Raw genomic sequence first — 12,599 nt, forward strand, 5'->3', positions numbered from 1 at the left:
GCCGCGCTCGGTCCACCATCGCACTCCGGCGTCCTGCCCGCCAGAGGGGCGGAAAAAGCGCATATACGAGAGGCGCCACCCGGCTCGGGTGGCGCCTCTCGGAAGAAATGCGGGTGTCAGGCCTGGCGGATGGCCTCGCCCTCGATCTCGATCTTGACCTTCTTGCCGATCATGACGCCGCCGGACTCCAGCGCCATGTTGTAGGTCAGGCCCCAGTCCTCGCGGTCGATCTCGGTGGTCGCGCTGAAACCGAAGAGCTGCTGACCGTACGGGCTGACGGTGGCGCCCTCGAACTCGACGACCAGCTCGACCGGCCGGGTGACGTCCTTGATCGTCAGCTCGCCGTCGAGCACGAACTCGTTGCCCTCGAACGACTTGATGCCGGTGCTGCGGAACTCCATGGTCGGGTACTTCTCCGCCTCGAAGAAGTCGCCGGTGCGCAGGTGGTTGTCGCGGTCGGCCTGGCCGGTGTGCACGCTCGCGGTCTGGATGCTGGCGGAGACCGAGGACTCGAGCGGGTTCTCGGCGATGGTGATGGTCGCGGTGGCCTCGGCGAAGTTGCCGCGGACCTTGCTGACCATGAGATGACGCACCACGAAGCCGACCCGCTTGTGCGCGGCGTCGAGCTCGTAGGTGCCGGCGGCCGGGATCTGGAGGCCCTGGAACTCGCGGGTACCAGTGGCGGCGGTGTCGGTCATGACGTGTCCTCTCGAGGGCGGTGCGGGTCGTTGTCTGACGTAGCAACTATATGCTAAGCAATATTCCCCCTGTCAAGGGTGTGCTGTACCGTAGATGTCGTGGGTACCGACTTCGACGATCCGCGGTTCACCGCCTTCGGCCTCTTCGCCGAGGCGTTCACCGGACTGACCAACCGATTCGCCGCTCAGTTCGAGCAGCACCGGCTCTCGAGCGTCGAGTTCGAGGTGCTGCTGCGGCTGGCCCGTTCGCCGCAGAACCGGCTGCGCATGACCGACCTCGCCGGGCAGACGTCGCTGTCGACCAGCGGCGTGACCCGGGTCGTCGACCGCATGGACCGGGAGGGCCTGGTCCGGCGCGAGGCCTGCCCGAGCGACCGCCGCAGCTCGTACGCGGTGATCACGCCGGCCGGCCTCCAGCGGCTCGAGGAGGTCCTGCCCGGCCACCTAGAGCTCATGCAGCGGTGGTTCGTCGGCCAGCTCTCCCCCGAGCAGCTCGACCAGCTGATGGAGTCGCTGCGTACCATCCGCGACGCGGTGAATCCGTGCGCGACCGCCGGTAGCGCAGAGACGGCCGACCAGCGCTGAGTGACGACGTCACCGCCGGTGCGTGAGCACCCGCGAAGAGACGGGTGAGTAACCGGCAGAACTACCGGCAGAATCGCCCTGCCCTCGGGTCGAAACCCGCCTAACTGCGCATTTCCGCAGCTCTACCCCGCTAGGGTGATCTCCGCAGGGGGACGCGGCGCGGCCGAGGCCGAGGCATGGCCAGTGAGGCATGGCAAACGGGGGAGCCATCGTTCTCGCCGCGTGACCGGGGCGTGGTGACGGTCGGCGTTGTGGGGGGCACGGAAAACGCCGGCCGTCCTCGCCGCGGTTCCCCCTCAGTCCTGCGGCTCGCCGATCAGGATCCGCTCCCGCGGCAGCAGCGTGATGCCACCCGTACGGCACATCTCCGTCAACCGGTGCACCACCTTGGCGCGCTGATCCGGCTCCGGGGTGCTCCGGACCAGCCCCACCAACGCCTCCACGGTGTCACGGGGGTCGTAGTCGCCCTCGTACGCCGCGACCGCGGCCCGGAAGCTCTCGGCGGCCCGGCGCTCGTCGCCTCGCAGCAGCGCCAGCGCCCCCTCCACCAGCGCGACCGGGCCGTCGACCGGCGCGTGCGAATCCGAGGGCCGAAGCTCGGCGAGCGCCGCCTCGGCCTCCCGCTCCCGTCCGGCCTCGGCGAGTGCCAGGCCGACCGTGGCCAGGACGCGGCGGCGGTGACTCGGATCCCCGACGTCCTCCAGCTCCGCGACGGCGTGCCGGCCCAGCCGTGCCGCCTCCTCCGGGTGGCCGTCGAGTCGCTCCACCTCCGCCAGGTTGCCGCCGGCGACCGCCCGCAGCCGGTGCTCACCGCATCGGCTGGCCAGCCTGTCCACCGCGGCGAGCCGGGCCCGCGCCGCCGACAGATCGCCCTGGCGGATCTCGTGCCACGCCAGGTTGTTCTCGGCCACCGCCATGTCGCGGAGGCGGCCGGTGAGGCGCGCGAGCTCGAGCGCCGCCTCGCCGTGCTCCCGGGCGCGGTCGTAGCCGTGGGTGGTCATCCACAGGGCGGCGAGCTGGGTGTGGGCGGTGAGCTGGCCGGCGACGTCCTCCAGTTCGGTGAACTCGGTGAGGGCCGCCTCGGCCGAGCCGATCTCCTCCGCGCCCGAGCCGTGCTCCAGCGCCAGCTGCGCCAGGCCGACCTTCGCCCAGGCTCGGATCGCCGGGTCGGCGTCCGCCGTACGCGGATCGGCGAGCAGCCGCCGCAGCCACTGCCGCCCGGTCACGTCCCGGCCGCGGAACCGCCACCACCGCGGCAGGCACGCGGCGAGGCGCAGGGCCGTGTGCGGATCCTCCTTGGCCGCGTACGTGAGGGCGGCGCCGAGGTCGCCCGCCACGTCGTCGAGCCGCGCGGCCGCCTCGGCGAGGTGGGCGCCCTTGAGGTCACGGGCGATGCTCGCCGCCAGGTCGGCCATCACCTCGGCGTGCCGCTGCCGGGCCGCGGGGAGGTCGCCCTGGGCCGCCGCCTGCTCGCACGCGTAGTCGCCCACCACGTCGAGCAGGCGGAAGCGGAACGCGCGGGCGCCGCGGGCGCTGAGCAGGCCGAGCTCGAGGAACCGGTCGAGCAGGTGCACCACGTCCACCGCCGGATCGCGGTCGACGATCTGCTCGGCGAGGTCCAGGGACCAGCGGTTGCGGAACGTCGCGAGCCGGTGCAGCGCCTTCTGCTCCTCGGCGGAGAGCAGGCGGTAGCTGGCCGCCACGGCTTCCCGTACCGAGACGACTCCGGTCTCGGCGCCTGCCACGCCGCCGTCGGCCGGGCGGCCGGACAGGTCCAGCACGCGGTCGCCGTACCGATCAAGAATTTCGGCGACGGTGAGCACCCGGCCCCGGGCGGCCGCCAGCTCGAGGGCGATGGGCAGGCCGCCGAGGCGGCGGACGAGCGCCGCCAGCGGGGCCGCCTCGTCGGGCTGGACGGGGATACCGCGAACCCGCGCGAGCCGGTCGAGGAAGAGGGCCGCCGCGGGATAGGTGGCCACGTCGGCGAGGTCCGTCCCGGCTTCCGCGGGCGGGGCGATCAGCGGCGCGACCGGCCATACCCGCTCCGACGGCAGCCCGATGGGATGCCGGCCGGTGGCCAGGAAACGCAGCGTCGGGTGCTGGGCGAGCAGCCGGCCGAGCGCTTCCGCGAGCGCCTCCGGAGCGCGGTCCACCGCGTCGACCAGCAGCAGCGCCGAGCGGCCCGCGAAGCGGGGTGCGAGGTCGGCGGGCCGCCCCACCCCGAAGACCGCCGCCACCCCGCCCAACACCTCGCCCGTGGTGGAGCCGTCGGTGACGACGATGCCGGCCACCCCGCCGGGATAGGCGGCGGCGACGCGGTGCGAGACGGCGAGCGCCAGGCTGGTCTTGCCGACCCCGGCGAGTCCGACCAGCGTGATGCCGCGCGCGCCGTCTCCCGCCCGTTGCGAGAGGCGGGCAGCCAGCTGGGCCACGTCCTCGTCGCGGCCGATGAGATCCCCGGGCGGCGGCAGGCGTACGTACCGCGGGGCCGGCGGCGACAGCAGTGAGTGGCCCCGGGCCGCGGCCAGGAACGCGAGCCGGTCGGCGCCGGCGAGTCCCAGCGCCGCGGCGAGCAGCTCCGCCGTGGTGCGCTGCGGCCGGGACGCGCGGCCGCGTTCGAGGTCGCGCACCGTGCGCACACCGACCGCGGCGCGCGCCGCGAGTTCCTCCTGCGTCAGCTTCGCCCGCAGCCGGTAGCTGCGCAGCACGGCGTCGAATCCCGGACCTTCGTGGTCCGCCCCGTGATCGGACGTCATGAAGACGAACCTAGGCAGACACGATGATGGATGCCGAGTTCAGACGGCCGATTGTCGACTAACCGACGCATCTGCCGCCGGATTTGCCGCGGATCCTGCCTCGGCGTCCAAGATCTACAGTCCGAGCCCCCGCGCGATGATCATCCGCTGCACCTCGGACGTGCCCTCACCGATCTCGAGGATCTTGGCGTCGCGGTAGAAGCGGCCGACCGCCGACTCGTTCATGAAGCCGTAGCCGCCGTGCACCTGGGTCGCCCACCGGGCGTTGTCCATCGCGGCCTCGCTCGCGTAGAGCTTGGCGAGGGCGGCCTCGTGCTTGAAGTCCTCGCCGGCCAGCATCCGTGCCGCCGCCTCGTAGTAGCCCAGCCGTGCGTTGCGGGCCCGCATCTCCATGTCCGCGATCATGAACTGTACGGCCTGGTAGTTGCCGATCGGCTGCCCGAACGCCTGGCGCTCCTTCGCGTACTTGACCGACTCGTCGACGCAGCCCTGCGCCAGGCCGGTGGACAGGGCCGCGATGGCGATCCGTCCCTCGTCGAGGATCCGCAGGAACTGGGCGAAGCCGCGGCCGCGCTCGCCGAGCAGGTTCGCCGCCGGTACGCGTACGTCGTCGAACGCCAGCTCGTGGGTGTCCGAGGCGCACCAGCCGACCTTGGAGTAGCCCGGCGCGACGGTGAATCCGGGGGTGCCCGACGGGACGATGATCGTGGACAGCTCCTTCGAGCCGTCCGGCCGCGTGCCCGTCACCGCCATGACCGTCACCAGGCTGGTGATGTCGGTGCCCGAGTTGGTGATGAAGGCCTTGGAGCCGTTGATGACCCACTCGCCCGTGGCCTCGTCGAGCACCGCGCGCGTGGTGGTTCCGGCGGCGTCGGAGCCCGTACCCGGCTCGGTGAGACCGAAGGCGGCCAGGGCCTCGCCGCTGGTCAGCTGCGGGAGCCAGCGCGCCTTCTGCTCGTCCGTACCGAAGCGGTAGATCGGCATGGCACCCAGCGAGACCGCCGCCTCCAGGGTGATCGCGACGCTGCTGTCGACCCGCGCCAGCTCCTCGAGGGCCAGGCAGAGCGCGAAGTAGTCGCCGCCCATGCCGCCGTGCTCCTCGGCGAAGGGGAGCCCGAACAGGCCCATCTTGCCCATCTGCCGGATGAGGTCGTACGGGAAGGTCTTGTGCTCGTAATGCTCGGCGATCACCGGCGCGACCTGCTCGCGGGCGAAGTCCCGCACGCTGTCGCGCAGCGCCTCCTGCTCTTCGCTGAGCCGGAAGTCGACCATGGCGTGTCCTTTCAGAACGAACTTTCCTGGGTTTTCCGCCGCGGGTGAGCTCAGGACGGTTTTCAGACGGGAGTGACGCCGTGGCGCCGACGGGAGAAACTGCGGTCCTTGCCGCGGGCGGCGGCGAACCGGCGGACCAGCTCGCCGCGCAGGTCACCGGGCTCGACGATGGCGTCGATGACGAGCTCGCTGGCGAGACGCAGGATGTCGATGTCGCGCTCGTACTCGGCGCGGCGCTCGGCGATGAAGGCGGCGCGGTCCTCCTCGGGCAGCGCCGCGATCTTGTTGGCGTAGACGGCGTTCACGGCCGCCTCGGCCCCCATCACCGCGATCTTGGCGGTGGGCAGGGCGATCGTCGCGTCGGGGTCGAAGCCCGGACCGGCCATCGCGTACAGGCCGGCGCCGTACGCCTTGCGCACGACGACGCAGATCTTGGGCACGGTCGCCTCGGAGATCGCGGTGATCATCTTGGCGCCGTGCCGGATGATGCCCTGCTTCTCCACGGCCGAGCCGACCATGAAGCCCGGCACGTCGGAGAGGAAGAGCAGCGGCACGTTGAAGGCGTCGCAGAGCTGCACGAACCGGCTCGCCTTGTCGGCGGAGTCGACGAAGAGCACGCCGCCCTTGAACATCGAGTTGTTGCCGACCACGCCGACGACCTGGCCGTCGAGCCGCGCGAAGCCGATCGTCAGCTCCTTGGCCCAGAGCGCCTGAATCTCGAAGAACGATCCCTGGTCGACGATCCCCTTGATGTAGCGGCGCATGTCGAACGCCTGCCGCTCGCTCGCCGGCACCAGGGCGCCAAGATCCACATTGGCCGGTTCGGCCGCCTCCGCCACCGGCGGCTGCTGGGTGTAGTTCGCCGGCAGATAGGACAGGTACGTGCGGACGGCCTCGAGGGCATCCTGTTCGGTCTTGCACAGAAAGTGCCCGACGCCGGACTCCGCGCAGTGCACCCGCGCGCCGCCCATCGCCTCGAGCGTCGTCTTCTCCCCCGTGACCATCTCGACCATGCGGTCGGAGCCGAGGTACATGCTGGCGTTGCCCTCGACCATCGCCACCACGTCGCAGAACGCGGGGATGTAGGCACCGCCCGCGGCGGACGGTCCGAACAGCGCGCAGACCTGCGGGATCGACCCCGACGCGCGCACCTGGTTGTGGAAGATCTTGCCGGCTCCGCGCCGGCCCGGGAACAGGTCGACCTGGTCGGTGATGCGCGCGCCCGCGGAATCCACGAGATAGACCATCGGTACGCCGGTCGCATACGCCCGCTCGATGATCCGGATGATCTTTTCAACGGTACGGGCACCCCACGACCCCGCCTTCACGGTGGAGTCGTTGGCCATGATGCACACCTCGCGCCCGTCGATCCGGGCGTTTCCGGTGATCACGCCGTCGGCCGGCAGCCCCTCGGCCAGACTGTTGGCGTAGAGGCCGTCCTCGACGAACGAACCGTCGTCGACGAGCAGGGCGATCCGCTCGCGCGCGAAGAGCTTGCCCTTCGCGGCGTTGGCGGCGTGGTACTTCTCCGCCCCGCCGGCGACCGCCCGCTTGCGCGCCTGCGCCAGCGCTTCCTCGTCGAATGCCACGTGGCCCCCTCGTTCGGTCCTGAACGATCGTTAGGCTAGCGCATTCCAGAGTCTGGGACCAGACGCGAACGGGAGCCTCCGCACTCGCGGAGACTCCCGTCCGATTTTTGGTGCCCGGTGCTGTGGAGGAGCACCGGTTTCTTCTCCTGCATCGACGCCTCACGGCGCCGCTCGGGTCACACCCGGGACCGGTGTGACCCGGGCCTGCTGGCTGCTCGATCCGCTACGTGAGCCGTACTCGAGCAGCTTCTGGGCGGTTTCTTACTTGAGCAGCTTCTGGACGTCGAGGCCGCCCAGGTTGACGCCACCGGCGTTGCTCAGGTTCTGGGTGAGGCCGTCCACCGCGGTGCCCTCGGTGTTGCTGGCGGCGTGCGCCTTGTGCGCCTTGCGCGGGGCGTCGCCGTAGGTGTCGTCGCCCTGGGCACCGCCGTCGCCACCGACGTCGTCGCCGTTGTCGTCACCCGGGTAGCCGCCGTTGTCGCCACCGTTGTCGTCGCCGCCCTGGTCGCCGCCGTTGCCGGTGGTGCCGTTCGAGCAGGCCGCCGCCGCGTCCGCCGTACCGAGGACCGCGAGCGCGTTGCCGCACACGTTGACCGGGATGCTGATCGGCGCCGCGACCTGGGTGCCGTTCAGCAGGCCGACGTTGCCGTTGCTGTCCTGCTTGATGCCGCCACCCTGGTGACCCGACTCGTTCGACGACGCGCCGGCCGCGTTCGCGACACCGAGGACGCCGGCCGCGTTGCCCGTCACGTTGAGCGGGGCGTACACCGGGAGCGCGACCTGGGTGCCGTTGCCGACGCCCACGTTGTCCGAGCTGCCCTGCCAGATGCCACCCTCGGTGGAGTGCCCACCGTTCATGCAGGCCGCCTGGGCGTTCGACAGGCCCAGGATGGCCAGCGAGTTGCCGCAGACGTTGACCGGCACGTCGATCGGCGCCGCGACCTGGGTGCCGTTGAGGGCGCCCACGTTGTCGTGCGAGTCCTGGTCGACCTTGCCGCTCTCGGTCTTCGCGCTCTCGGTGTTGTTGGCGCCGGTGCCGGCCGCGTTGGCCACACCCAGCACGGAGACCGCGTTGCCCACGACGTTGACGGGCACGTCGATCGGCACGAGCACCTGGGTGCCGTTCAGGATCCCGACGTTGCCGTGCGACTTCTGGTGGTACTTGCCACCCTTGCCGCTCTCGACCCAGTTGATGCCCTGGCCCGCGGCGTTCGACTCGCCGGCGACGCCGATCGAGTTGCCGACCACGTTCAGCGGCACGGCCACCTTGGTGAGCACCTGCGTGCCGTTGGCGACACCGACGTTGTCGGTGCTGCTCTGCGAGACGTCGGCGTGCGCCATGCCCGGGGCGAACAGGAGGGCGCCCGCGGCCAGGACACCGACGCTCAGAGTCTTACGAACCCAAGTCTTCATGGAGAGAAGAAGCCTTTCACAATTGTCAGAAATGGTGAGTCGCGTATTCAATTGAATGGTGCTTCCGGGCGCAGCGGTGCCCTGGCTGTTTTACGGTTGCCCTGACCCCGCTCGTCGACGTGCGCCCATTCATTGCTGACCGGCGCTTTCGCTGCGGTGTGTGACGACCCCGGGCCTGGTGATGATTCGCCGCTTGTTCGCAAACGGTTCCAGGAATCGGGCCCTCGTCGCCCGGGCGCCATGCGCCCGGCGCGGGCGTCACTAGTCAGGTGAGACGGTCGGTGCCTCGGCGTCGTGGCGCCGGACCTCGACATCGGTCGCGATCGGCAGCCGACGGCAGGCCGTCGTGCTGTCGGCGACCGCTGACGGAAGGACGGCCGCAGAGGGGCCACCGTCCGTCGCAGTTCCCGCCCCGGAGGCCGGGAACCCGTTCGCTGCCCCGAGGTCAACCCGCAGCGGCGCGGGTCCGTCACCATCGGGTGTCTCGCGGACCGTCTCCCGCACGGAGACGGCTCCCACCGGGTGCCGCACGAGGTCCTGGATGAGGACCGGTGCGGACTTCTGCTCGCCCGCGGCGACGTCCATGCCGGACAGACCGGGCGTCGTGGCGCCCGCGTCCGGCTCCGGACGGTCCTGCTGCGATGGCACCGGCTCCGGCTCTGCCGCGTACTGCGGAAGGTCGGTCGCCGGAACGATCATCGGGTCGAGCGGCCGGGTGTCCACCGCCTCGCCGGCAAGGCGAACTGGGGCGGTGATGTCCCGGATGACGCGGTCGACGCCGCTCAGGGCGGGCGCCGCGTCCTTCGTACCGTGCGTGACCTCGCCAACCGTGTCCACGAGGCTCTTCGGGATCGTGGTCACCGTGCCGAGGCCGGTGTGGTGCCCGTCGGATTCCCACGGCCTGACGGCCGCCTTGAGGACCCGGCCGACCACCGGCGCATCCCCCTGAACGCCGTGAACCACGGCGTTGAGCAGGGAGGCGCTGCCCCCGTCGTGGCCGGCTTTGCCGTGACCAGCGCTGCCGGCCTTGTCGTGGCCGGCTTTGCCGTGACGAGCGTTGCCGTTGACGACCGTGTGGTGGCCGGCTTTGTCGTGGCCGACGGCCTGGGTGGCGACCTTGGTGGCGGCTCCGATGAGTCCGCCGGTCACCGGCTCGTGCTGCGCGGCGTGCGCGGCGGCTCCGGAGAGCAACCAGGCCGCGCCGGCGATCCCGCCGACGACCAGTGCACGCAGACCCCACCGGGGCCCGGACCGGTTCCCCCGCCGCCGGTCCGCCCCCTGGCTGTGGGGCGGCATGAGCGCGGGGCCGGTGGACGAGACGACCGACGGACGGCGTGCCGGGCGCGTCTCGCGCTCGACCCCCCACCCCGTCATTGGTCCCGCCCCTCGTCGTCGACTCGTGACCAGCGGCCGAAATGATCGGCCACTCGGTATTGGTAACGAAGCGACACAGTCAGGGTCACGCGGACGAATGGAGAAAATCGATCGGACGTTTTCCCCATCAGGCCGGGGAATGAGAAACGGCGATCACACCAATCTGGTGCGCGGCCCGGCCCGAAGAACACCCGACGGGAGCGTGCGCCCGAGCAGCCCTTCCGCCATACCGGCGACCTCGATCAGCGATTCGAGGTCGATCCCGGTGTCGATGCCCATGTCCTCCAGCATGTGCACGAGCTCCTCGGTGGCGATGTTGCCGGAAGCACCGGGCGCGTACGGGCACCCCCCGATCCCGCCCACGCTCGCGTCGAACTCGGTGACGCCGAGCTCCAGGGCGGTCAGGACGTTCGCCAGCCCCGTACCCCTGGTGTTGTGGAAGTGGAGCAGCTCCGGGCGTACCTCCGAAAGCAGGTCCCGGACCCGGCGCGGGGTCGCCATGCCGGTCGTGTCGCCGAACGCGACGCGGTCGGCGCCGTCGGCACGGACCCGGTCCACGATGCCGGCGACCCGCTTGGGGTCGATGTCGCCCTCGAACGGGCAGCCGAAGCTGGTGGCGACGATGACCTCGAGCGTGGCCCCGGCGTCATGCACCAGCGGGATCAGCGCGGCGATGTCGTCGAGCGACTCCTCGGTCGACCGGTTCAGGTTCCTACGGTTGTGCGTGTCGCTCGCGGAGACGACGACTTCGATCTCACCGAAGCCGGCCGCGATCGCCCGCTGCGCGCCGCGGCTGTTGGGGATCAGCGCCGAGTAGCGGATGTCGGGGTTGTGCCAGGCACGCGCCCAGACCTCGTCCGCGTCGGCCATCTGCGGGATGGCCTTGGGATGGACGAACGAGACGGCCTCGATGCGCTTGACGCCGGTGCGCGAGAGGGCGTCGATCAGGCGCACCTTGTCGTCGGTGGGGATGGGCTCTTCGTTCTGCAGCCCGTCGCGCGGGGCCACTTCCCGGATGGAAACCGCCGTCGTCATGGTCCTCACTTCTTTCCAGCGCGCATGCGGCCGACGATGCCGGTGTCGTAGTCGCCGGAGAGGAACTCGTCGTTCTCCAGCAGCTCGGCGAAGAAGGGCAGGTTGTTCTTCGGCCCGGCGATCTCGAATCCGGCCACCGCGGCCCGTGCCCGCTCGATCGCCTCGGCCCGGTCGGCCCCGATGACGATCAGCTTGGCCATCAGAGAGTCGTAGAACGGCGTGACCGTGGTGCCCGCCGCGTACCCGGAATCCACCCGGACCCCCTCGCCCGTCGGCTCGACCCAGGTCGCGACCTGACCGGGCCCGGGAAGGAACCGCTTCGGATCCTCGGCATTGACCCGCAATTCGATGGCATGACCGGTCGTTGCGAGGTTCTCGACGTCGAACGTGGGCGCCTCACCGGAAGCGATCCGCAGCTGCTGCTCGACCAGGTCGATGCCGTGGATCAGCTCGGTGATCGGGTGCTCCACCTGCAGCCGGGTGTTCATCTCGAGGAAGAAGAACTCGCCGGTGGCCGGGTCGAGCAGGCACTCGACCGTACCGGCGTTGCGGTAGCCGACCGCCTCCCCGGCCTTCACCGCGGCGGCGAGGAAACGAGCCCGCAGCTCCGGCCCGACGGCCGGGCTCGGCGCCTCCTCGACCAGCTTCTGATTGCGGCGCTGCACCGAACACTCCCGCTCGCTGAGAGCGATCACCCGGCCGTCCGCCAGGCCGAGAATCTGCACCTCGACGTGCCGGACCCGGGGGAAATAGCGCTCGATGAGCACCGAGCCGTCACCGAACATCCGCTCGGCGAAGGCGCGGACCTTGTCGTACTCGGCCCGCAGCCCGGCCTCGTCGTTCGCGACGGCCATCCCCATGCCACCACCGCCGGCAGCCGCCTTGACCATCACCGGGTAGCCGATCTCGCCGGCCGCCTCGATCGCCGCCTCGGCGGACGCCGCCGGGTCCTGCGTCCCGGGCGCGACCGGCACGCCGGCCGCCGCCATCAGGTTCCGCGCATTGATCTTGTCGCCCATCGCGCTGATCGCATCGGCGCCGGGCCCGACCCACACCAGGCCGTTCGCTTCGACGGTACGGGCGAAGTCGGCGTTCTCGCTCAGGAAGCCGTAGCCGGGGTGGATGGCCTGCGCACCGGTCGCCTTGGCCGCGGCAAGGATCGCCTCGGTGTTGCGATAGCTCTGAGCGGGGTTGGCGGGTCCCACGCACACCGCCTCATCGGCCTCGGTGACGAAGGGCATGCCCGCGTCCGCCTCGGAGTGAACCGCGATCGAACGAACCCCCAGCCGCTTGGCGGTGCGGATGATCCGGCGGGCGATCTCGCCCCGGTTGGCGATGAGCAGCGACTCGATCATTTCGCTCTTTCTCTTCGGTGGGGTCGGTCTCGAAGGGGTGGCTCGAGACGGTGGCGGGTGAGCTGGGGGCGGGGGTGGGCCCGGCTCGGTGGGGTGCTTCAGTTAGGCGGTCCGGGGTGTGGCTTCATCCGGCTGGCTGTTACGTGGAAGCTTGTGCGCCCATGACGTCATCGCTCTTCCGGGCTCCAGGGCGGTCTTGTTCCGGTCGGCTCGGCGGGCGTGGTCCTTCGTGTATCTCCGCGCGCGGCGTTCTGGTCTCCTCGGCGGTGCGTGCCGCTCGGCTACTCGCAGCGCGCCCCAGCATCTCCGAGTGCCGGCACTTGTCACCGTCTCCACGGTCTTCGCCCTGCCCGCACCCTGTCACCGTCGCCACGGCCTGAGCCCTGCCCGCGCCCGGACGGTCGCCGCGATCCGCGCCCTGCCGCGCCGGGGACGCGGCCACGGTCCGCGCCTGGTAGCCGCCGGGACAGTTGCCACGGTCGGCGCCTGGCCGCCGGGACAGTTGCCACGGTCGGCGCCTGT

The 12,599-nt window shown here is 70.9% G+C and carries 10 protein-coding genes; 2 read left to right on the forward strand and 8 right to left on the reverse strand.

Annotated features, from left to right (window positions below; genetic code table 11):
- Positions 1–116 precede the first annotated feature (116 nt).
- Positions 117–698: a YceI family protein gene (locus ACIBO8_RS00730; protein ID WP_396112992.1), complete on the reverse strand. Its 582-nt coding sequence runs from the start codon at positions 696–698 to the stop codon at positions 117–119.
- 99 nt (positions 699–797) lie between these two features.
- Between ACIBO8_RS00730 and ACIBO8_RS00735 the strand changes: the two genes are divergently transcribed.
- On the forward strand, positions 798–1,283 hold the full coding sequence (locus tag ACIBO8_RS00735) for a MarR family winged helix-turn-helix transcriptional regulator (protein ID WP_396112993.1): 486 nt from the start codon (positions 798–800) through the stop codon (positions 1,281–1,283).
- Between the two features lie 296 nt (positions 1,284–1,579).
- Here the strand turns inward: ACIBO8_RS00735 and ACIBO8_RS00740 are convergent, their stop codons facing one another.
- From ACIBO8_RS00740 to ACIBO8_RS00770, 7 genes are all read right to left on the reverse strand, one after another.
- Entirely contained in the window at positions 1,580–4,039 is a 2,460-nt protein-coding gene (locus ACIBO8_RS00740; protein WP_396112994.1) for an ATP-binding protein, read from the reverse strand.
- Positions 4,040–4,153: 114 nt separating this feature from the next.
- Complete coding sequence (locus tag ACIBO8_RS00745; protein WP_396112995.1) at positions 4,154–5,311, reverse strand: acyl-CoA dehydrogenase family protein; 1,158 nt, start codon at positions 5,309–5,311, stop codon at positions 4,154–4,156.
- Between the two features lie 62 nt (positions 5,312–5,373).
- Positions 5,374–6,900, reverse strand: coding sequence for an acyl-CoA carboxylase subunit beta (locus ACIBO8_RS00750; RefSeq protein ID WP_396112996.1), 1,527 nt, complete (start codon positions 6,898–6,900; stop codon positions 5,374–5,376).
- A gap of 261 nt (positions 6,901–7,161) precedes the next feature.
- Positions 7,162–8,313, reverse strand: coding sequence for a chaplin family protein (locus ACIBO8_RS00755; RefSeq protein ID WP_396112997.1), 1,152 nt, complete (start codon positions 8,311–8,313; stop codon positions 7,162–7,164).
- 261 nt (positions 8,314–8,574) lie between these two features.
- A complete protein-coding gene (locus ACIBO8_RS00760; protein WP_396112998.1) occupies positions 8,575–9,687 on the reverse strand; it encodes a hypothetical protein in 1,113 nt (370 codons plus the stop codon).
- Between the two features lie 153 nt (positions 9,688–9,840).
- Entirely contained in the window at positions 9,841–10,722 is an 882-nt protein-coding gene (locus tag ACIBO8_RS00765) for a hydroxymethylglutaryl-CoA lyase (RefSeq protein ID WP_396112999.1), read from the reverse strand.
- Between the two features lie 5 nt (positions 10,723–10,727).
- Entirely contained in the window at positions 10,728–12,077 is a 1,350-nt protein-coding gene (locus ACIBO8_RS00770) for an acetyl/propionyl/methylcrotonyl-CoA carboxylase subunit alpha (protein ID WP_396113000.1), read from the reverse strand.
- 310 nt (positions 12,078–12,387) lie between these two features.
- On the opposite strand from ACIBO8_RS00770, the gene ACIBO8_RS00775 reads away from it, so the two are divergent.
- Positions 12,388–12,599: hypothetical protein (locus ACIBO8_RS00775; protein ID WP_396113001.1), on the forward strand; the 212-nt coding region annotated here is incomplete at its 3' end.

Origin of the sequence: Actinoplanes sp. NPDC049681 (assembly GCF_044465265.1) — a bacterium.
Lineage (GTDB): Bacteria > Actinomycetota > Actinomycetes > Mycobacteriales > Micromonosporaceae > Actinoplanes.